This window comes from Tepidimonas sp., from assembly GCF_036825565.1.
Taxonomy (GTDB): Bacteria; Pseudomonadota; Gammaproteobacteria; order Burkholderiales; family Burkholderiaceae_C; genus Tepidimonas.
The window spans coordinates 1-20,079 of the sequence record NZ_DAISXZ010000015.1; the positions used below are offsets into that span (position 1 = coordinate 1).

The 20,079-nt window shown below is 70.2% G+C and carries 16 protein-coding genes, 1 tRNA gene and 1 pseudogene; 7 read left to right on the forward strand and 11 right to left on the reverse strand.

Going from position 1 to position 20,079, the window contains the following annotated elements; all coding sequences use genetic code 11:
* Positions 1-461 (forward strand): response regulator (locus V7026_RS03715; protein ID WP_334153941.1); only part of this gene is annotated, 461 nt, incomplete at its 5' end.
* On the opposite strand, the gene V7026_RS03720 is transcribed toward V7026_RS03715, so the two are convergent.
* Genes V7026_RS03720 through def form a run of 4 tightly spaced genes read right to left on the reverse strand, consistent with a single transcriptional unit; the run spans position 412 to position 3,104 of the window.
* The gene (locus tag V7026_RS03720) at positions 412-747 is read right to left on the reverse strand and encodes an AzlD domain-containing protein (protein WP_334153942.1); all 336 of its coding nucleotides are present in this window, start codon (positions 745-747) and stop codon (positions 412-414) included. The genes V7026_RS03715 and V7026_RS03720 overlap by 50 nt on opposite strands.
* The gene (locus V7026_RS03725) at positions 740-1,534 is read right to left on the reverse strand and encodes an AzlC family ABC transporter permease (RefSeq protein ID WP_334153943.1); all 795 of its coding nucleotides are present in this window, start codon (positions 1,532-1,534) and stop codon (positions 740-742) included. Before V7026_RS03725 ends, V7026_RS03720 begins: the two co-directional genes overlap by 8 nt.
* On the reverse strand, positions 1,531-2,496 hold the full coding sequence (fmt, locus tag V7026_RS03730; protein ID WP_334153974.1) for a methionyl-tRNA formyltransferase: 966 nt from the start codon (positions 2,494-2,496) through the stop codon (positions 1,531-1,533). The genes V7026_RS03725 and fmt overlap by 4 nt, the downstream gene beginning before the upstream one ends.
* A gap of 26 nt (positions 2,497-2,522) precedes the next feature.
* A complete protein-coding gene (gene def / locus V7026_RS03735) occupies positions 2,523-3,104 on the reverse strand; it encodes a peptide deformylase (protein WP_334153944.1) in 582 nt (193 codons plus the stop codon).
* Positions 3,105-3,332: 228 nt separating this feature from the next.
* Between def and V7026_RS03740 the strand changes: the two genes are divergently transcribed.
* Both V7026_RS03740 and dprA read left to right on the forward strand, forming a co-directional pair.
* Positions 3,333-4,472 (forward strand): LysM peptidoglycan-binding domain-containing protein, encoded by a 1,140-nt coding sequence (locus V7026_RS03740; RefSeq protein WP_443082312.1) that lies wholly within the window; start codon positions 3,333-3,335, stop codon positions 4,470-4,472.
* A gap of 28 nt (positions 4,473-4,500) precedes the next feature.
* A complete protein-coding gene (gene dprA / locus V7026_RS03745) occupies positions 4,501-5,607 on the forward strand; it encodes a DNA-processing protein DprA (protein ID WP_334153946.1) in 1,107 nt (368 codons plus the stop codon).
* Between the two features lie 12 nt (positions 5,608-5,619).
* On the opposite strand, the gene secF is transcribed toward dprA, so the two are convergent.
* The 5 genes from secF to V7026_RS03770 form a co-directional block, all read right to left on the reverse strand.
* Positions 5,620-6,570 (reverse strand): protein translocase subunit SecF, encoded by a 951-nt coding sequence (gene secF / locus V7026_RS03750; protein ID WP_334153947.1) that lies wholly within the window; start codon positions 6,568-6,570, stop codon positions 5,620-5,622.
* 18 nt (positions 6,571-6,588) lie between these two features.
* Positions 6,589-8,463, reverse strand: coding sequence for a protein translocase subunit SecD (secD, locus tag V7026_RS03755; protein ID WP_334153948.1), 1,875 nt, complete (start codon positions 8,461-8,463; stop codon positions 6,589-6,591).
* A gap of 66 nt (positions 8,464-8,529) precedes the next feature.
* Complete coding sequence (gene yajC / locus V7026_RS03760; protein WP_068608208.1) at positions 8,530-8,850, reverse strand: preprotein translocase subunit YajC; 321 nt, start codon at positions 8,848-8,850, stop codon at positions 8,530-8,532.
* A gap of 141 nt (positions 8,851-8,991) precedes the next feature.
* Positions 8,992-10,008 carry a DMT family transporter gene (locus V7026_RS03765; protein WP_334153950.1) on the reverse strand — a complete coding sequence of 339 codons (1,017 nt, stop codon included), beginning with the start codon at positions 10,006-10,008 and terminating at the stop codon, positions 8,992-8,994.
* A 140-nt stretch (positions 10,009-10,148) separates the two neighbouring features.
* On the reverse strand, positions 10,149-13,793 hold the full coding sequence (locus V7026_RS03770; protein ID WP_334153951.1) for an indolepyruvate ferredoxin oxidoreductase family protein: 3,645 nt from the start codon (positions 13,791-13,793) through the stop codon (positions 10,149-10,151).
* A 280-nt stretch (positions 13,794-14,073) separates the two neighbouring features.
* Between V7026_RS03770 and V7026_RS03775 the strand changes: the two genes are divergently transcribed.
* Positions 14,074-17,025 (forward strand): bifunctional diguanylate cyclase/phosphodiesterase, encoded by a 2,952-nt coding sequence (locus V7026_RS03775; protein WP_334153952.1) that lies wholly within the window; start codon positions 14,074-14,076, stop codon positions 17,023-17,025.
* A gap of 57 nt (positions 17,026-17,082) precedes the next feature.
* Here the strand turns inward: V7026_RS03775 and V7026_RS03780 are convergent.
* A pseudogene (locus V7026_RS03780) lies at positions 17,083-17,458 on the reverse strand (dienelactone hydrolase family protein); the annotation flags it as partial.
* A 96-nt stretch (positions 17,459-17,554) separates the two neighbouring features.
* On the opposite strand from V7026_RS03780, the gene V7026_RS03785 reads away from it, so the two are divergent.
* From V7026_RS03785 to V7026_RS03795, 3 genes are read left to right on the forward strand one after another with little or no spacing between them, the layout of a single operon-like run.
* On the forward strand, positions 17,555-18,175 hold the full coding sequence (locus V7026_RS03785) for a MarC family protein (RefSeq protein WP_334153953.1): 621 nt from the start codon (positions 17,555-17,557) through the stop codon (positions 18,173-18,175).
* A gap of 34 nt (positions 18,176-18,209) precedes the next feature.
* Positions 18,210-18,719 (forward strand): low molecular weight protein-tyrosine-phosphatase, encoded by a 510-nt coding sequence (locus tag V7026_RS03790; RefSeq protein WP_334153954.1) that lies wholly within the window; start codon positions 18,210-18,212, stop codon positions 18,717-18,719.
* A gap of 4 nt (positions 18,720-18,723) precedes the next feature.
* Entirely contained in the window at positions 18,724-19,938 is a 1,215-nt protein-coding gene (locus tag V7026_RS03795; RefSeq protein WP_334153956.1) for a CaiB/BaiF CoA transferase family protein, read from the forward strand.
* Between the two features lie 49 nt (positions 19,939-19,987).
* Here the strand turns inward: V7026_RS03795 and V7026_RS03800 are convergent.
* Positions 19,988-20,064: transfer RNA gene (locus V7026_RS03800), tRNA-Met, on the reverse strand.
* Positions 20,065-20,079: the final 15 nt, after the last annotated feature.

Genomic DNA, 20,079 nt, shown 5'->3' on the forward strand with positions numbered 1-20,079 from the left:
CCCCCGCGCCGCCCCCGCCCGGCGCCCCGCGCAGCGGCTGGCGCGTGCTGGTGGCCGAGGACCACCCCGTCAACCGCAAATTCATCGGCCTGCTGCTGGACAAGCTGGGCCACCAGGTCGCCTTCGCCGAAGACGGCCGGCAAGCGGTTGCCCGGGCCGCCGAAGGCGACTACGACATCGTGCTGATGGACGTGCACATGCCCGAGATGGACGGGCTGGAGGCCACCCAAGGCATCCGGGCGCTACCGGGACCACGCGGGCGCGTGCCGATTGTGGCCCTGACCGCCGACATCGTGGACGACGCCGAGCAACGGGCGCAGGCCGCGGGGATGAATGCCTTTCTTGCCAAACCGGTGCAACGCGCCCAGCTCGAAGCGGTGATGGCCCGCTGCATCGCAGCGCACGCCGAACTCACCAGCCCCGCCCCAGGTGCAGCGGCAGGTACACCGCCATCCCCGTGACGATGGTGCCCAGCACCCCGCCGCGCCAGAAAAACCACGCGCCCCCCGCCACGGCGGCATACAGCCGCGCATCCTGCCAGGTGTGGATGAGCTGACCCTGCTGCATCACCACCTCGGGCACCACGACGGCCGCCAGCGCGGCAATCGGCGCGTACTGCAGGCCGCGCTCGGCCCAGTGCGGCAACTGCCATGGCCGATCGGACAAAAAGAAAAAACCGCGCGTGATGACCGTCACCGCGGCCAACGCGACAAAGGTCAACAGCGTCCAGGGGTTCAGCTCAGCCATGCGGACGGTGGGGGGGAATGGGCGCGCCGCGCAGCCAGCGCGGACCGTGCGCCTCGGCGATCAGGCACACGACGACCGCGGCGGCGATCGCCACCACGATGTTGAGCTTGAGCGGCAGCGCCCAGGCCGCCACCGCGGCCGACCCGGCCACGGCGGCCGACAGCACGCGCAAACGGGACGTGGCCAGCGAGCAGCCCACCCCCAGCAGCGCCAGAATGCCCGCAAAGCCCAGCCCCCACTCGGTCGGGATGGCATGGGCCAGCACGATGCCGATCACGCTCGCCGTCATCCAAAACAGGTAATTGACGCCGCAGCTCCCGGCTAGGTAGGCCTCCTGATCCAGCCGATCCTCGTCGGTGCGCCCCGGGTGCGGAAAGCGCCGGGCGAAGAAGACGTAGCTCAAATCCCCCGTCAGGTAGCCGGTCAACAGCCGCTGTCCGCGCGGCAAGTGGGCCACGTACGCGCGCAGGTGGATGGAGAACACGACGAAGCGCAAATTGACGCAGAAGGCCGCCGCCAGGATCACCCACAGCGGCGCCCCGGCGGTGATCAGCGGCACCGCCGTGAGCTGGGCGCTGCCCGCGTAAACGAGCAGCGTCATCCACAGCGCCTCCAGCGGCGTTAAGCCGGACTTCACCATCGCCACCCCGGTCATCAGCCCCCAGGCCCCGATGCCGGTGGCCACGCTGACCAGCTCGCGCGCGCCCGCGGCAAAGGTGGGCCGGCGCCACAACACCGGGTTCAAAAACGACGCGCGCCAGAATGCGGTGGACGCCGCGGCGCTCATCCCACCGCCCCCAGACGCACCCCTGGCGGCAGCGCCGTGCCGCGCAAAAAGTCCCCGGCGGCCAGGCGCTTGCCACCGGCGCGCTGCACCTCGGTCAGCACCAGCGCGCCTTGGCCGGTTTGCACACGAATGCCCGCCGCGTCCGCCGCCAGCACCGTGCCCGGCACGGCCGATGGCGCCACCGCGGGATCGGCTCGGGCACCCCAAACTTTGAGCATGGCGCCGTCCAGCGTGGTGGCCGCCCCCGGCACGGGGTCGAATGCGCGCACACGCCGCTCGAGCAGCGCGGCGGGCGCCGACCAGTCCAGCAGTGCCTCGGCCTTGTCGATCTTGTGAGCGTAGGTCACACCCTCGTCCGGCTGTGGGCGCCGGGGCAGCGGCGCCGCCTCGGCCGCCCGCAGGGCCTGCACCACCAGGCGCGCGCCCAGGTCGGCCAGACGGTCGTGTAGCGATCCGGCCGTCTCCGCCGGGCGGATCGGCACGGCCTCCATCGCCACGATGTCACCCGTGTCCAGCCCCTCGTCCATCTGCATGATGGTGATGCCCGTCTGTGGGTCGCCGGCCTCGATGGCGCGCTGGATGGGTGCGGCCCCGCGCCAGCGCGGCAACAGCGAGGCGTGGATATTGAGGCAGCCCAGCCGCGGCAGCTCCAACACCCAGCGCGGCAGGATCAGCCCATAGGCCGCCACGACCAGCACGTCGGGCTGGGCGGCCTGCAGCGCGGCGCGGGCAGCCGCCGCGTCCTCGGCCCAGCGACCGTCCAGCCGCAAGCCGCGCGGCTGCGCGACCGTCCAGCCGTGCGTCTGAGCCAACGCCTTCACCGGCGAGGGCTGCACCTTCATGCCGCGGCCGGCCGGCCGGTCGGGCTGGGTCAGCACCAACACGACGGAAAACCCCGCCTGCGCAATTGCCTGCAGGGCCGTGGCGGCAAACACCGGCGTACCGGCAAAGGCCACCCGCAGCGCAGGGGCGGCCCCGGCCGCCGCGGTCAAAGCCGCGCCTCCGTCGGCTCGGCGTGCAAGCGGTTGCGCGGCCGGCCCTCGGCCGCGGCGCGCGCGGCCTCCCGCTCGGCTTTGACGAGTTTCATCTTGATGCGCTCCCGCTTGAGCGGCGAGAGGTACTCGACGAACACCTTACCCATCAGGTGGTCCATCTCGTGCTGGATGCACACCGCCAACAGCCCTTCGGCCTCGATGACACGGCCCGCACCGTGCTCGTCCAGCGCGCGCACGCGCACCGCCACCGAGCGCTCGACACCGTCGTAGATGCCGGGCACCGACAGGCACCCCTCCTCGCCCTTGCGCTTCTCGTCGCTGGCCCACTCGATCTCGGGGTTGATCAGCACCAGCGGTTGATCCCGGTTTTCGCTCACGTCGATGACGATGATGCGCTCGTGGATGTCGACCTGCGTGGCGGCCAGGCCGATGCCATTGGCGGCGTACATGGTGGCAAACATGCGCGGGATGATCGCGCGCACGCGATCGTCCACGACCGCGACCGGTTTGGCCACCTTGTGCAGGCGCGGATCGGGGTAGCGCAGGATGGGCAGGAGTTCGGTGGAGGCGTTCATAGGCGAATATCGGTATTTTCGCCACTTTTGGCGGGACCTGCCAGCACGGCGCGGGGTATGGCATTGCCAGAAGTGGGGGCAGACCGCACAATGGCAAGGGAGGAATCGCCACCCATGACCACTCCGCGCCAACGCACCGCACCGCTTTCGTCCGCTCTGGTGCCTTCCACCCGTGGCGGCATCGGCACAGCCTTGTCGCGCTGGGTCGTGAGCGCGCTGGCGGGCGGTATGGCTTGTGTCACCGCGGCCGCACCGCCCTACCCCGTGACCCCGCAGCAGCGCGGCACCGCCGAGCAGGTGGCCCAAACGGGCGTGCCTTTGTCGGAACTGGCCCCGAATGCGCCCGAGCGCTACACCGTGCGACGCGGCGATACCTTGTGGGGCATTTCGGCACTGTATCTGCAGCGCCCCTGGCGCTGGCCGGAGCTGTGGGGCATGAACCTGCAGCAGATTCGCAACCCCCACCTGATTTACCCCGGGCAGGTGCTGGTACTCACGCGCGTTGGCGACCGCGCCGTGTTGCAGCTCGCCGCGGACACGCCCCCCACGGTCAAACTCTCGCCGCGCGTGCGCGCCGAGCGGTTGCGCGACGAGGGTATTCCGCCGCTGCCCCCGGGGGCGATCGAACCCTTCCTGGCCGACGTCGATATCGTCGATGCCGATACCCACGAGCGCGCACCGCGCATCGTCGCCGGCCCGGAAACACGGGTGCTGCTGGCCCGCGGCGACCGCGCCTACGCCCGCGGCCAGTATGGCCCGAGCGACGCCCTCACGGGCGACGCGCTGGAAGCGCAAGCGGACCGGCCCCGCGTGCTGTCGATCTACCGCAATGCCGTCGCGTTGCGCGACCCGGAGAGCGGCGAGATACTGGGCTACGAAGCCCACGCCGTCGGCCGTGCCGAGTTGGTGCGCAGCGAACGCGAAGGAGAGGGGCCCGACGGGCAGCCGACCCTCGTGCCAGCGACCGTTCAGATCGTGCAGGCGCGCGAGGAAGTCCGCATCGGCGACCGGCTGCTGCCCCAGTCCGGGCGCGAGATGCGCTTGTACATCCCCCACGCCCCCGGGGCCCCGATCCGCGGGCAGATCGTCAAGGTACATGGCGATGCCGTGCGCTACGCGGGGCAGAACCAGATCGTTGTGCTCAACCGCGGGCGCGCCGATGGGCTAGAAGCGGGCCATGTGCTCGCCGTGCTGAAGGACCGCACCCGGCTGACCGACAAGACCGACGCGGCGCGACCGGACCTCCTGCTGCCCGGGGAGCGCAACGGGCTGATGATGGTGTTTCGCACTTTCGAGCGTGTGTCGTACGCCCTGATTCTGCAAATCACCGACGGCGTCAAGAGCGGGGATCGCTTCGTCAACCCCTGACGCGCGGCAGGCAGGGAGACCGGGACGGATGGCACCCGACGACTGGGTCGAGTGGTTGCGGCTGATCGCCACGCCAGGGGTGGGCTCGGCGACGGCGCGCCGGCTGCTGGCGGTGTTTGGCCCGCCGGCAGCCGTGTTGGCCCAACGCCACGGGGCCTTGGCCGAGGCGGTGGGGCCCACGGTGGCCAGCCGCCTGCAGGCCGAGCCACCGGAATGGCCGGCGCTGCTCGCCCGCACCCAAGCCTGGCTGGCGCAGCCGGACCACCATCTGATCGCCCTGGGCGATGCGGCCTACCCCGCAAGCCTGCTGACCACCCCGGACCCGCCCCCGCTGCTGCATGTGGTCGGTGACCCCGCGGCCCTGAGCGCGCCACGGGCCCTGGCCGTGGTCGGCAGCCGCAACCCCACCCCGCAAGGCGCCGACAACGCGCGCGCCTTTGCCCGTGCGCTGGCGGCGGAGGGCGTGTGCATCGTGTCGGGGCTGGCCGCCGGCATCGACGCCGCCGCGCACGAGGGCGCCCTGGCCGCTGGCGGCCGGACCGTGGCGGTGGTCGGCACGGGGGTGGACCGCGTCTATCCGGCGCGCCACCGGGCGCTGGCGCACCAGATCGCGGCGGCGGGCTGCCTCGTCAGCGAACACCCCTTGGGCACGCCGCCGCTGGCGCCGCATTTTCCGCGCCGCAACCGCATCATCGCCGGCCTGACGCAGGGCACGCTGGTGGTGGAAGCCTCGCTCGGATCGGGGTCGCTCATCACGGCGGAGCTGGCCACCCAGATGGGGCGGGAGGTCTTCGCCATCCCCGGCTCCATCCACGCGCCGCAGTCGCGGGGCTGCCACGCCCTCATCCGGCAGGGAGCCAAGCTGGTGGAGACCGCCGAGCACATCCACGAAGAGCTGCGCGCGGTCTGGGGCCTGGCTGCCGGCACCCCGGCCCCTGCCAGTGGCGCGACACCGTCGCCCGCCGACGACCCGGTACTGGCCGCCCTGGGCCACGACCCCACGCCGTTCGACCTGCTGCAAGCGCGCTGCGGCTGGGACACGGCCCGCCTGCAGGCCCACCTGCTGACGCTGGAGCTGGACGGACACGTGCAGCGCCTGCCCGGCGGCCTGCTGCAGCGCGTGGTGCGGACCTAGGGGCAGCGGGCCTCAGACCACGGCGCCGGCGTTCGGGTCGTCGCCTTCGCCCGCTTTCTTGGGCGCCTTGACCAGATCCTCGCGCCGGATGCCCAGCCACATGGCGATGCCCGCCGCCACGAACACCGACGAGTAGATCCCGAACAGGATGCCGATGGTCAGCGCCAGCGCAAAGTAATGCAGCGTCGGGCCGCCAAACAGCAGCATCGACAGCACCATCGCCTCGGTCGAACCGTGGGTGATGATGGTGCGGCTCATGGTCGAGGTGATCGCATGGTCGATGACCTCGCGCACCGTCATCTTGCGCTGGCGGCGGAAGGTCTCGCGGATGCGGTCGAAGATGACCACCGACTCGTTGACCGAGTAGCCCAGCACCGCCAGCACCGCCGCCAACACCGCCAGCGAGAACTCCCACTGGAAGAAGGCGAAAAAGCCCAGGATGATGACGACGTCGTGCAGGTTGGCGATGATGGCGGCAACCGCGTACTTCCACTCGAAGCGCACGGCCAGATAAGCCATGATACCGCCGATGACAAAGGCCAGCGCGAGCAGCCCGTTGCTGACCAGCTCGCGGCCGACCTGGGGCCCGACGAACTCGGTGCGGCGCAGCTCCACCGCCGGGTCCTGGGCGCGCAGGGCCGCCAACAGTTGCTCGGTCTGCTGGCCGGAGTTCAGGCCCTCGCGCAGCGGCAGACGCATCATCACGTCGCGCGAGCTGCCAAAGTTCTGCACCGGCACATCGGCATAGCCCAGCCCCGCCACGACCGCCCGCACCTGGCCCAGGTCGGCCGGCTGCGCGTAGGACACCTCGACCACCGTGCCGCCGGTGAACTCGACCGACAGGTGCAGGCCGCGCGTGACCAGAAAGAACACCGCCGCCAAAAAGGTGACGAAGGACACCATGTTCAGCACCAACATGTGGCGCGTGAACGGGATGTCCTTGCGGATCCGAAACAGTTCCATCGTCGCTCTCCCGGCGGATCAGTCAGCCTTGGCGGCGCCCGAAGGCGCGACGCGAATGCCAATCGAGACGGCGCGCAGCTTCTTCTGGCGCCCGTACCACAGATTGACCAGCCCGCGCGAGAAGAACACGGCCGAGAACATGCTGGTCAAGATGCCGATGCAGTGCACGACGGCAAAACCGCGCACCGGACCCGAGCCGAACGTCAACAGCGCCAGCCCCGCCAGCAGCGACGTGATGTTGGAGTCCAGAATCGTGTCCCAGGCGTGCTCATACCCCTTGTGAATCGCCGTCTGCGGCGCGGAGCCGTTGCGCAGCTCCTCACGCACCCGCTCGTTGATGAGCACGTTGGCATCGATCGCCATGCCTAGTGTCAGCGCGATGGCGGCGATGCCGGGCAGCGTCAGCGTCGCCTGCAGCATGGACAGCACCGCCACCAGCAGCATCAGGTTAACCGCCAGCGCGAGGCTAGAGAACACCCCGAACAGCCGGTAGTAGACGCACATGAAGGCGACCACCGCCGCAAAGCCCCAGACCACGCTGTTGAAGCCCATGCGGATGTTATCGGCGCCCAGACTCGGGCCGATGGTGCGCTCTTCGATGATCTCCATCGGCGCGGCCAGCGAGCCAGCGCGCAGCAGCAGCGCGGTGTCGTTGGCCTCCTGCGTCGTCATGCGACCGGAGATCTGCACGCGACCGCCGCCGATCTCGGTGCGGATGACGGGCGCCGTGATCACCTCGCCTTTGCCCTTTTCGAACAGCAGGATCGCCATGCGCTTGCCGACGTTCTCGCGCGTGACGTCTCGGAACACCCGCGCCCCCTTGCCGTCCAACGTCAGGTTGACCACCGGCTCCTGCGTCTGGCTATCGAAGCCCGCTTGCGCATCGGTCAGGTTCTCGCCGGTCAGGATCACCTCGCGCTTGACGATGACGGGCGCCCCGTTGCGGTCCAAATAGCGCTCGGCGCCGAACGGCACCGGCCCCGCGTTGCGCTCGGCGGCCAATCCTTCGGGGCTTTCGTCCACCATGCGGATTTCCAGCGTTGCTGTGCGGCCCAGGATGTCCTTGGCCTTGGCGGTGTCCTGCACGCCGGGCAACTGCACGACGATGCGGTCCAGCCCCTGCTGCTGGATCACCGGCTCGGCCACGCCCAGCTCGTTGATGCGGTTGTGCAGCGTCAAGATGTTCTGCTTGAGCGCCTGCTCCTGAATGCGACGCGCCGCCTCGGGCCGTAGGGTGAGCGCGAGCACCGTCTCGCCGCCCTCGTCGCGCTCGGCCAGCTGCACGTCCGGAAAGTCGCGTGCGATCAAGTCGCCGGCGGTACGTGCCGTCGCCGCGTCGCGCAGGCGCACCAGCACCGCCTGTCCCTCGCGGCGCACGCCACTGTGGCGGATGCCCTTGTCGCGCAGCGCGGTGCGCACGTCGGCGGCAATGCCCTCGACGCGCTTGTCCACCGCGCCGGCCATGTCCACTTGCAGCAGGAAGTGCACCCCCCCGCGCAGATCCAGACCCAGATACATGGGCTGCGCGCCCAGGCTCTGCAGCCACGCCGGGGTGCGCGGCAGCAGGTTGAGAGCCACCACATGCGTCGGATTGACCGGATCGGGGTTGAGGGCGCGCTCGATCGCGTCGCGGGCCTTGAGCTGCGCATCCGTCGAGGCAAAGCGCGCCTTGACGGTCTGCCCGTTGAACTGGATCGCCTCCGCCCCCAGGTTGGCCGCCGCAAGCGCCTGCTCGACGCGGCTGACGATGCCTTCGTCCAGCCGGTGCGCGGCGCGCGCCGACGTCACCTGCACGGCCGGCGCCTCGCCAAAGAAGTTGGGCAGGGTGTACAGGGTGGCGACGATGAGCACGACCACCAGGGTCGCGTACTTCCACCAGGAGTATCGGTTCATGGACGAACGCCTTGCGGCGCACGCGGCGCCGCGAATGGGCTCGGGGCCGGTGGCGCCGGCCGCGGCTTATTTGAGGGTGCCCTTGGGCAGCACCTGCACGACGGCGGTGCGCTGCAGTTGCACTTCGACCCCGTCGGCCAGCTCAATGCCGATGGTGGACTCGCCCAGCTTGGAGACCTTGCCCAGCAGACCGCCGGCGGTGACGACTTCGTCCCCCTTGGCCAGGGCATCGATCATGGCCTTGTGCTCCTTCTGGCGCTTCATCTGCGGCCGGATCATGACGAAGTACAGCACCACGAACATAAGCACCAGCGGCAGCAGGCTCATGAGCGTGGAGGTGGTGTCGCCGCCCGCAGCGGCCTGGGCGTAGGCATTGGAGATGAACACGTCGGATTCCTCTGGCGTGCAAAGGGTTGGGGAATCGGGGCCGGCCCGCGCCGGCAAGCGCCTGCGGGCCACTCATGATGGCAAGCGTTCATTGTAGCCCGCGGCCTGCGCAGCGCGGGGCTGCGGGGTCGGGGGCGGGCGTCAGTCCGGGTGCGCCTGCGCGATCACCGGCTCCGGGCGCACACGCACCCCCCACAACACCCCGGCCACCAACGCACCGATGCCCAGCAACGACAGGGGCGCCGGCCACTCCCCCCGCCACAGGTAGGCGTACAACAGGGCGGCCAGCGTCTCGAACACGATGAGTTGCCCCGCCAGCGCCGTCGGCAGCCGCTGGCTGGCCGCATTCCAACACAGCGTGCCCAGCCACGACGCCAGCAAACCGACCGACACCATCAGGCCGACGAACACCGCCGGCCGCGGCCCGAACGGCATGGCGAACGGATCGCCCCGCACCGCGTCCAGCCCCCAGACCAGTGCGTAGCCGATGGCCGCCAGCGGCAGGGTGGCCAGCCCCTGCGCGGTGGACCAGGCGCGCGGGCTGCGGTCCGGGTGCGCGCGCAGCCAATCGGCGTTGTGCAGGGGGTACCACGTCCAGCAGGCCACCGCCCCCACGGCCAGCAGCGCGCCCAGCGCGTAGGCACCCACGTCGCGCGTGGGATCGGCCAGCACGACCTGCAGCTCGGTGCGGTTGACCAGCGCAATGCCCAGCGCGATCAGGGCCAGGGCGGGCCATAGACGCCGCCACGGCAGCCGCCCGTCGCGCACCGCGTTGCGGCGGTTGGCCACGATGGCAATGACCACCGGCAGGGTGCCGATGATGACCGTGGACAAGGGCCCGCCGGTGCGCTGGATGGAGCTGGCCAGCAGCAGGTAGTACAGCAGATTGCCCACGAAGGCCAGCTTGAGCGAGTGCCGCCAGTCGGCGCGGCTCAGGCTGCGCAACTCGCGGCGGTCGAACCACGCCAGGGGCAGGCAAATCAGCCCGAACGCCAGGTAACGCGCCACCGACTGCAGCGCCGCCGGATACTCGGGCAGCATCAACGGCGCGACGAATACCAGCCCCCACAGGGCCCCGGCAGCCAGCGCCCACGCGACGCCGCCGCCGATCCCGCCCGCCGTTGCTGCCCCACCGTCTGCACTGCCCGCTGCGGCCATCGCCACTCCCTTGCCTGCACGAAAAACCGCGCAGTGTACGCCGGCCAGCCCACCGGCGGCAGCGCGCTGCGTCGGGGCGGTGACAGCGCGGCCCGCTCACCGGGCAGGCGCGCGGTCGGGTGGCGCGCCTGCCCAGCCGGTCAGGCGACGCGCGCGGCCGACGTCGGCGCGGCGGCGGCGTCGCCCGCGCGCCAGCGCCGCAGCAGGTCGTCCCACAGCGGGCGGGCTGCCCGCAGGTTGCGTTCCTTGACGTGGCCAAAGCCCTTGACCCGCGCCGGCCAGCGGGCGATCTCCAGCGCCAGCGGCAACCGGTCTGCCCGCAGGTCGCGCAACACCTCCTCGACCGCGGCCTCGTACTCGCGGATCAAGGCCCGCTCGGTGCGCCGCTCCTCCGTGTGGCCGAAGGGGTCGAAGGCGGTGCCGCGCAGCCCCTTGAGCCGGGCCAACACACGGAACGCCCCCATCACCCAGGGGCCATATTCGCGCTTGACGAGTTCGCCCTTGTCGTTGCGCCGGGCCAGCAGCGGCGGCGCCAGATGAAAGCGCAGCGTGAAGTCGCCGTCGAACTGCTCGCGCAGACGCTGCAGGAAAGCGCCGTCGGTGTACAGGCGCGCCACCTCGTACTCGTCCTTGTAGGCCATCAGCTGCGCCAGATGCCGGGCCACCGCCTCGGTCAGCGCGGTCGAGCCCGTGCCCAGCGCCGCCTCGGCCGCCTGCACACGGCGCACCAGCGACTCGTAGCGCTGCGCGTAGGCCGCGTTCTGGTAGGCCGTCAAGTGCTCCACCCGCACGCGGATCACATGCTCCAGCGTGGGCCGCGGCCGCAGCTCGACCACCTGCGCCGGCTGCAGCCAGCGCTTGACGGCCCCCTCGTCGTGCGCGGCGCGCCGTCCCCATTCGAAGGCCGCCTTGTTGGCCCCCACCGCCACACCGTTGAGCTCGATGGCGCGCTCCAGCGACTCGCGCCGCAGCGGTATCCACCCCTTCTGCCACGCATAGCCCAGCACCATCGGGTTGACGTAGAGCGTGTCGCCCAGCACCTTGAGCGCCAGCGCCTCGGCATCGAACATCCCCACGCCCACGCCGCCTGCGGCCTCGGTGATGGCGGCGACACAGCGCGCCGACGGGTTTTGCCAAGCCCCGTCCTTGACGAAGGCCGCGGTCGGGGTGGCCTGCGCGTTCAGGGCGACGTGGGTGCGGCCTTCGCGCACGCGCGCCAGCGTCTCCGGGCTGGCCGCGACGATCGGGTCACAGGCCAGGATCAAGTCGGCGGCGGCGGTGCCCACGCGCGTGGTCAGAATGTCGTCTTGGCGCGCACCGATGAGCACGTGGCTCCAGGTCGCGCCGCCCTTTTGCGCCAGCCCGGCGGCGTCCTGGGTGACGATGCCCTTCCCCTCGATGTGCGCGGCCACGCCGAGCAACTGCCCGATGGTGATGACGCCCGTACCGCCCACCCCCGCCACGACGATGCCCCACGCCCCGGCGCCGGCCCGCAGCTCGGGCACGGACGGCTCGGGCAGCGGCGGCAGGTCCTCGAGGTCGGGCGCTGCGGCGTTACGGCCGGGCTTGCGCGGCGTGGCGCCTTCCACGGTCACGAAGCTGGGGCAAAACCCCTTGGTGCAGGAAAAATCTTTGTTGCACGTGCTCTGATTGATGGTGCGCTTGCGCCCGAATTCGGTCTCCAGCGGCTCCACGCTCAGGCAGTTGCTCTGCACCCCGCAGTCACCGCAGCCCTCGCACACGCGCTCGTTGATCACGGCACGCTTGTCCGGATCGGCCATCAGGCCGCGCTTGCGGCGGCGGCGCTTCTCGGTGGCGCAGGTCTGGTCATAAATGATGGCGGTCACGCCCGCGGTGTCGCGGCACTCGCGCTGCACCCGGTCCAGCTCGTCACGGTGCAGCACTGGCACATCGGCCGGCAGCGCCAGCGTCACGCCGCCCAGGGTAGTGTGCCGGGCATGGGCATACTTGGCCGGCTCGTCGGTGACGATGAAGAGCTTGCGCACCCCCTCGCTGCGCAGGCTGTGCACGATTTGCAGCACCGAGTGTCCCTCGGGCCGCTCGCCGACCGGCTGGCCGCCGGTCATCGCCACGGCATCGTTGTAGAGGATCTTGTAGGTGATGTTGACCCCCGCCGCGATGGACTGACGGATGGCCAGCAGCCCGCTGTGGAAGTAGGTGCCGTCGCCCAGGTTGGCAAAAATGTGCTTTTCCTTCGTGAACGGCTGCTGACCGACCCACGGCACACCCTCGCCCCCCATTTGGGTGAACGCGAGGGTGTTGCGGTCCATCCAGATCGACATGTAGTGGCAACCGATGCCCGCCATCGCGCGCGAGCCCTCCGGCACCCGGGTGGAGGTGTTATGCGGACAGCCGGAGCAGAACCAGGGCACGCGCTGGGCATCGGCGGTTTGCACCTGGATGGCCTGCAGCGACCGTTCGCGCGCCTCGATCACGGCCAACTGCGCCTGCACCCGTGCCGCAATGTCGCTGCCCTCGGGCAACAGGCCGCGCTTGGTCAGCCGCCGCGCCAGCGCTCGCGCGATGACGGCGGGCGTCAGGTCCGCATTGGCGCGCAGCAGCGTGTGCGCACTCGGATTCGGCACGGACCACTCGCCGCCGGAATGGTCGCCCTCGATCTCATCGAACTTGCCGAGTACGTCCGGCCGCACATCGGCGCGCCAGTTGTACAGCTCTTCCTTGAGCTGGTATTCGATGACTTGGCGCTTTTCCTCGACCACCAGGATCTCGCGCAGCCCCTCGGCAAAGGCGCGCGTCGTCTGCGCCTCCAACGGCCACACCACCGCCACCTTGTGCACGCGAATGCCGAGCTGCCGGCAGGTCGCGTCGTCCAGCCCCAGGTCTTGCAGCGCCTGGCGCAGGTCGTTGTAGGCCTTGCCGCTGGCGATGATGCCGTAGCGGTCGTGCGGCCCCTCGATGACGTTGTGGTTGAGCCGGTTGGCGCGCACGTAGGCGAGCGCGGCATACCACTTGTAGTCCATCAGCCGCGCCTCCTGCTCCAGCGGCGCGTCGGGCCAGCGGATGTGCACGCCACCCGGGGGCATCTCGAAGTCGTCCGGCAGCGCGATGCGCACGCGCTCGGGGTCGATCTCCACCGTGGCGCTGGACTCGACGATCTCCTGAATGGTCTTCATGCCGGTCCACACGCCGGCGTAGCGGCTCATCGCCCAGGCGTGCAGGCCCAGGTCCAGGATCTCCTGCACGCTCGCCGGAAAGAACACCGGCAACCCGCACGCCTTGAAGATGTGGTCGCTCTGGTGTGCGGCGGTGGAGCTTTTGGCCACGTGGTCGTCGCCGGCCACCGCGATCACGCCACCCCACGGCGTGGTGCCGGCCATGTTGGCGTGCTTGAAGACATCGCTGCAGCGGTCCACCCCCGGGCCCTTGCCATACCACAGGCCGAAGACGCCGTCGTACTTGGCGCTGCCGGGGGGCGCAAAGCCGAGCTGCTGCGTGCCCCAGACGGCGGTGGCGGCCAGTTCCTCGTTGACGCCGGGCTGGAACACGACGTGGTGGGCCTTCAAGTGCTCGCGCGCCTTCCACAGCGCCTGGTCGTAGCCGCCCAGAGGCGAGCCGCGGTAGCCGCTGATGAAGCCGGCCGTGTGCTTGCCGGCCAGCGCGTCGCGTTGCTGCTGCAGCATCGGCAGGCGCACCAACGCATGCACCCCGCTCATGAACGCGCGGCCGCGATCCAGGGCATATTTGTCGTCGAGCGAGACGGATTCCAGCGCGCGCCGGACGTGCTCGGGCAAGGGAGCGGTCATGGCAGAGAACTCCTTCGAGGCAAAACGGGCCGGTAAGCCCCCATGCGGACGTCGGGCCTGCCAACTGCGCCCGAGGTGGCCAGGCACCGGGATCACCGGCTGCCGCACCTGCCCATCGCGCCCGTCCGCGCATGGGTCGCAGTGTAGGGCCGGCGCGCGCGGACGGCACGGTTTCCCGCGCCGGCGCAGGGCCATTTGCGGGTAAACCCTGATCGCCGGCAACCACGCCGCTCGGAAGGCCCCGTGCGCGGTGCTACAGTGCGGCCACGCTCAAACCATCATGGACGTCGTCGCCCCTGCAGCCAGCACCGCCCCCACGCGCCACGGGCTGCGTGGGGTGGGTTGCGCTCTCATGACAGCGCTGGCGTATCTGATCGGCGGCTGGCTGGCCTTGCAACTGCGCATTCCGCCGGACTACGCCATCGTGGTGTTCTTCCCGGCCGGTGTGGCCGCCGGGGCCGCACTGGTCTGGGGCCGGTGGACGTGGCCCGGCATCCTGGCCGGCGCGCTGGCGGTGCAGATCTTGGCGCACGACAGCGTCGGCGCCGACTGGCGCCACTGGGCGATCGTGGTACCGGCGCTGGGCGCGACGGCTATGGCGGCGGTCTCGGCCTGGGCCATCCGGCGCTGGGTCGGCTACCCATCCACCCTCGACGAGCCGCGCCTGGTGCTGCGGCTGCTGTTCGTGGTGCTGCCCCTGGGCGCGCTGGTCAACGCCAGCGTGGCCGTGCCGACGCTGGTGGCCCGCAGCGTCATCGCCGCCACCGACGCCTGGGGACAATGGGGAAGTTGGTGGCTGGGCGATGCCTTGGGCGCGGTGCTGGTCGTGCCGCTGATGTGGGTAATTTTTGGCGAGACGCGCTCGACTTGGCAAGCGCGTCGCCGGGGCGTGGGCATACCGCTTGCGCTGGCGCTGCTGCTGGTCGGCGGCGTGGTGCGGTTGCTCGCCGATGCCCAGGCCCAGCAGCTGCGGCTGCGCGCCAAGCAAGTGGGCGAGCAGGCAGCGCAAACGCTGCAGCGCCGTCTGGACGCGCAAATCGATGCGCTGGAAGCCATGGGCCAACTGATGGCGCACGCGCCCACCATGGGCCAAGATGAGTTCGAGCGCTCGGCCGAGTTGTGGCTGCGCCGCTACCCCGGCACGCAAAACTTCACGTTCAATTGGCGAGTCTCGCGCGCGGACCGTCCGCACTACGAATGCTGCGACCCCGGCTGGCCGATCCTGGGGCGCGACGCCTTGGGCCGCCGCTTTCCGGCACCGGACGCCGACGAGCACATGGTGATCACGCGGCTGGCGCCGCTGGCCACCAACCTGGCCGCGCGTGGGCTGGACATCCTGACGTACGAACCGCTGCGGCGGGCCACCCAACGCGCCATCGACAGCGGACGCCCACAGGCCACCGAACCCTTCCGCCTGGTGCAGGAGCAAGGCTCCCAGCGCGGCAGCGTCGTCTACCACGCGGTCCGCGCGGCCCACGGCAGCGGCGAGGTGCTCGGCATCGTCGCGACCGCGTTTCGCATGGGGGACGTCATCCAGGCGGGGCTGGAGACCGTGCCGCTGGAGGGCTTGGCGCTGTGCCTGATGGACCGTGACGCCAGCCCGGACAACCGGCGGCTGGCGGGGCCGGAGGGCTGCGAGCGCGCCACATCGCCCCACCATCTGGGCGTCCGCACCGAGTGGCCGCTGCAGTTTGCCCAGCGCGCCTGGGTGTTGCGGCTGGACACCACCGAGGGCTTTTGGCGCCTGAACGCGGCCGACGCGCACATACACCTGACGGCGAGCACGGCCTTCCTAACCGTGGCGCTGCTGGCGGCGTTTTTGCTGGTCACCACCGGCCAACGCCGGCGGGTCGAGCAGTTGGTGGAACAGCGCACGCTTGAGCTGGCGCGCAGCCACGCCAGCCTGATCCAGCTCGCGCACTTCGACGCCCTCACCGGCCTGGTCAACCGCAGCTTTTGGACCGAGCAGGCCGAGACGGTGCTGGCTACCGCGCGGCGCAATGGGCAAGAGGTGGGCATCATCTTCCTGGACCTGGACCGCTTTAAACACGTCAACGACGGCCTGGGGCACGCCCAGGGGGATCGCCTGCTGCAGACCGTGGCGACGCGGCTGCAGGCGTGTCTGCGCTCGCGCGACGTGTTGGGGCGATTCGGCGGCGACGAGTTCATCGCCCTGCTGCCGTGGGTGAAGGGGCGCGATGGCGCCGCCATTGTGGCGCGCAAAATCGCCCGCACCCTGGACGAGCCGATCGAGCTGGACGGCGTAAAGGTGCGCGTCGGCGCCAGCCTGGGGGTGACGGTGTTCCCCTACGACGGCAGCACGGTGGAAACCCTGCTTCGCCACGCCGATACGGCCATGTACGCCGCCAAGGCGACGGGCCGCAACCAGTGGCGCTTCTTCGAGCCGTCCATGCAAGAGCACGTCTCGCGCCGTCTCGCGCTCGAATCCGCCCTGCGGCAAGCGGTGGATGATCCGCAGCACGGCGGACTGAGCCTCGTCTATCAGCCCCAGATCGACGCCGACGGGCAGCGCCTGCTCGGGCTGGAGGCCTTGCTGCGCTGGAACGACCCCGCGCTCGGCCCCATCTCGCCGGCGGAATTCATCGGTGTGGCCGAGGACGCCGGCATCATCGACCGCCTGGGGGCGTGGGTGCTGCAGACCGCTTGCCGGCAGCTCGCCGCCTGGCACGCCAGTGCCGACGCACCACTGTTCGCGCAGGTGCGGCTGGCGGTCAACATCTCGCCCATCGAATTTGCTCGGCCGGGTTTTCTGGACCATGTGCGCGACGCGCTGCGCGACCTGGGCCCGGCCGCCCGGCTGGTGGAGCTGGAAATCACCGAAAGCCTGCTGGTGCAGGCCGGCGCCGACGTGACCGAACGCATGCGCGCCCTCGCCCAACTGGGGGTGGAGCTGTGCCTGGACGATTTTGGGACCGGCTACTCCAGCCTGGGCTATCTGCAGCGGCTGCCGATCGGCAAGCTCAAGATCGACCGCTCCTTCGTCAACGGGGTGCCCGGGGACCCGGACAGCGCGGCCATCGTTCGCGCCACCCTGTCCATGGCGCACGACCTGGGCCTGCGGGTGGTGGCCGAGGGAGTGGAGACCCCGGAGCAGCGCGACTTTCTGCGCCTGCACGGGTGCGACACCTTCCAGGGCTGGTTGTATGCCCGCGCGATGGCGCCGGCCGAGTTGTTGGCCTGGCTGCGCGCCCGGCAACCCGTGCCGGCCTGAGCCCCTCCCGGAGCGCCCACCGGCCGCGCCGGATCAGCCAACGTGCTGCCGCTAAAAGGCCAGGGTGCGCTCGCGCGCCAGCCGCGCCGCCTCCACCATCGTCGTGACGCCGCCGCCGTAGTACGGCACCGCAGCACTCAGGCCGTGCAGCAGGCAGACGCCGCACCACGCCATCAGCCCGCCCCAACAATAGCCCACGACACCGACGCGTGTAGCCCAACTCCACCGCGGGACGCACACGGTGAAACAGCGCCGGCACCACGGCCACATAGCCTTAGGCGGCGTAGCCGTCGGCAACGGCGCGGATGTGCGCGTTGACGCCAAAAATCTCCTGCAGCACCACCAAACCGCCGCGCACAGCGCCAGCGGGCCGGGCCACGCAGGCCGGAATGCGCGCCCCATCCGGGGGTGCCAATTCGATGACGGTGTTCATGCCGATGCCATCCTTCCACAGGCGCGGAGCCTCCGCAAGCCGGAGCAGAGCGCAAACCGGCGAGCGCGGGCGCACAATGGTCGCACAATGGCGACCATGGACCTCAAGCCACTGATCACGCTGCTGGCCATCGTCAATCCGCTGGCGATCGTCCCGTTCTTCATCCACTACACGCTGGGTTTTTCCGCACTGCAGCGCCAGCGCACCATTGCCATCTCGGCCCTGTCCGCGTTCGCCGTGATCGCCGTCTCCGCGCTGGCGGGGCTGCAGATCCTGGAGTTTTTTGGCATCTCGCTGGCCAGCTTTCAGGTCGGCGGCGGCATGCTGCTGCTCATGTCGTCCCTGTCCATGCTCAACGCCCAGCCGGCCGAGGCCAAAACCACCCGCGACGAGGTGGACGACGCGGCCAGCCGCGCCTCCATCGCCGTCGTGCCGCTGACCATTCCGCTGCTTACGGGCCCTGCCACCATGTCCACCGTCGTCATCTACGCCGACCAGGCCAAGACGTTCTGGCAGCACGCGGCGCTGGTGGGTTACGGCGTGGTCATCGCCGCGGCCACGGCGCTGTGCTTCACCCTGGCCGAGCCGATCGCGCGCGTACTCGGCAAGACGGGAATCAACGTCATGACGCGGCTCATGGGCCTGATCCTGGCCGCGCTGGCGGTGGAGGTCATGGCCAGCGGGCTCACCCGCCTGTTCCCCGCTCTGGCCGGCTAAGGCGACCGCGGGCCCGATCCGGCACAATCGCCGCATGGATGCCGCCTTCGAATACCGGGTCGTCTTTTTTTGCATGGGCAACATCTGCCGAAGCCCGACGGCGCACGGCGTGTTTCGCCACCGGCTGCAGGCGCGCGGCTTGCACCATCGCGTGGCGGTGTCGTCGGCCGGCACGCACGCCTACCACGTCGGTCAAGCGCCCGACAGCCGCAGCCAGCACCATGCCCGGCTGCGCGGCTACGATCTGGCCGATTTGCGCGCGCGGCAACTGGCGGCCATCGATTTCGAACACGCCGACCTGCTGCTGGCCATGGACTGGGACAACCTCGCCCTGGCCGAAGCCATGTGCCCGCCCCCGCACCGGCGCAAGCTTCGGCGACTGACAGAGTTTTGCCGCCACCATGTCAGCCCCGTGGTCCCGGACCCGTACTACGGCGGGGCCGACGGTTTCGAGCACGTGCTCGATTTGGTGGAAGACGCCTGCGACGGCCTGCTCCATCACATCGAACGCGTGCTCGCCGCCCGTATCGATGCTCGCCACTGATGCCATGAACACCCCTCCCCCCTCAACCCAACCGCGCACGGGCGGGCCGCTCGCCGGCATCCGCGTGTTGGAACTCGGTCAACTCATCGCCGGGCCCTTTGCGGCCAAGACGCTCGCCGATTTTGGCGCCGATGTCATCAAGATCGAGCCCCCCGATGGCGGCGACCCACTGCGCAAATGGCGCTTGCTGCGCGAAGGCACTTCGGTTTGGTGGGAAGTGCAGTCGCGCAACAAACGTTCCGTGCGCGCCGACCTGCGCAGCGCGCACGGGCAAGCCCTGGTGCGGCACCTGGCCGCGGAAGCGGATGTGTTGATCGAAAACTTCAAGCCCGGCACGCTGGAAGGTTGGGGCTTGGGCTGGGAGGCCTTGCACGCGCTCAACCCGCGGCTGGTCATGCTGCGCCTGTCGGGCTACGGTCAAACCGGCCCGTATGCGCACAAGCCGGGCTTTGGCATTCTGGGCGAGGCCATGGGCGGCCTACGATACCTGACCGGCGAGCCGGGCCGGGTGCCCGTGCGCACCGGCGTGTCTATCGGTGACTCAATCGCGGCGCTGCACGGTGTCATCGGCGTGTTGCTGGCGCTCTACCACCGCGATGCCAGAGGGGGCCAGGGCCAGATGGTGGACGTCGCGCTGTACGAGAGCGTGTTCAACCTGATGGAGAGCCTGCTGCCGGAATACGACGCCTTTGGCGTGGTGCGCGAGCGCGCCGGCAGCGCCCTACCCGGCATCGCCCCCTCCAACGCCTACCGCTGCCGTCCCAGCGCGGACGGGCAGGACGGCTATGTGCTGATTGGCGGCAATGGCGACGGAATTTTCCGCCGCCTGATGCGCGCCATCGGCCGCGACGACCTGGCCCAGGACCCCGACCTCGCCCACAACGACGGTCGGGTCCGGCGCGCGGCGGAACTCGACGCCGCCATTGAGGCCTGGACCCGCGAACGCAGCGTGGACGAGGTCATCGCCGCCCTGGACGCCGCAGACGTGCCGGTGGGCAAAATCTACACCGCCGCCGACATTGCCACCGATCCGCAATACCACGCGCGCGCCATGGTGCTGCAATCCACCGACCGCGAGGGCCGCCCGCTCAAGGTGCCCGGCATCGTCCCCAAGCTGAGCGTCACCCCCGGGGCGCTGCGCCATCCGGCCCCGCGGCTGGGCGAGCACGATGCCGAGGTGACATCCGCGACGGGCTGGCCGCCTCCCCGCAGCGCCTGAGACCAATGACAAAAAACCCGTTGGCGTTTGGCCAACGGGTTTGAATGTTTGGTTGCGCGGGATGGATTTGAACCACCGACCTTTGGGTTATGAGCCCAACGAGCTACCAGACTGCTCCACCGCGCGTCAGAAGCAGGGATT

Coding starts and splice junctions, on each gene's coding strand:
- secD (WP_334153948.1), bottom strand. CDS start 8,463: ATGAACCGATACTCCTGGTGGAAGTACGCGACCCTGGTGGTCGTGCTC.
- V7026_RS03790 (WP_334153954.1), top strand. CDS start 18,210: ATGGATGCCGCCTTCGAATACCGGGTCGTCTTTTTTTGCATGGGCAAC.
- V7026_RS03725 (WP_334153943.1), bottom strand. CDS start 1,534: ATGAGCGCCGCGGCGTCCACCGCATTCTGGCGCGCGTCGTTTTTGAAC.
- dprA (WP_334153946.1), top strand. CDS start 4,501: ATGGCACCCGACGACTGGGTCGAGTGGTTGCGGCTGATCGCCACGCCA.
- def (WP_334153944.1), bottom strand. CDS start 3,104: ATGAACGCCTCCACCGAACTCCTGCCCATCCTGCGCTACCCCGATCCG.
- V7026_RS03795 (WP_334153956.1), top strand. CDS start 18,724: ATGAACACCCCTCCCCCCTCAACCCAACCGCGCACGGGCGGGCCGCTC.
- V7026_RS03785 (WP_334153953.1), top strand. CDS start 17,555: ATGGACCTCAAGCCACTGATCACGCTGCTGGCCATCGTCAATCCGCTG.
- V7026_RS03775 (WP_334153952.1), top strand. CDS start 14,074: ATGGACGTCGTCGCCCCTGCAGCCAGCACCGCCCCCACGCGCCACGGG.
- V7026_RS03720 (WP_334153942.1), bottom strand. CDS start 747: ATGGCTGAGCTGAACCCCTGGACGCTGTTGACCTTTGTCGCGTTGGCC.
- V7026_RS03740 (WP_443082312.1), top strand. CDS start 3,333: ATGGCTTGTGTCACCGCGGCCGCACCGCCCTACCCCGTGACCCCGCAG.
- V7026_RS03765 (WP_334153950.1), bottom strand. CDS start 10,008: ATGGCCGCAGCGGGCAGTGCAGACGGTGGGGCAGCAACGGCGGGCGGG.
- V7026_RS03770 (WP_334153951.1), bottom strand. CDS start 13,793: ATGACCGCTCCCTTGCCCGAGCACGTCCGGCGCGCGCTGGAATCCGTC.
- secF (WP_334153947.1), bottom strand. CDS start 6,570: ATGGAACTGTTTCGGATCCGCAAGGACATCCCGTTCACGCGCCACATG.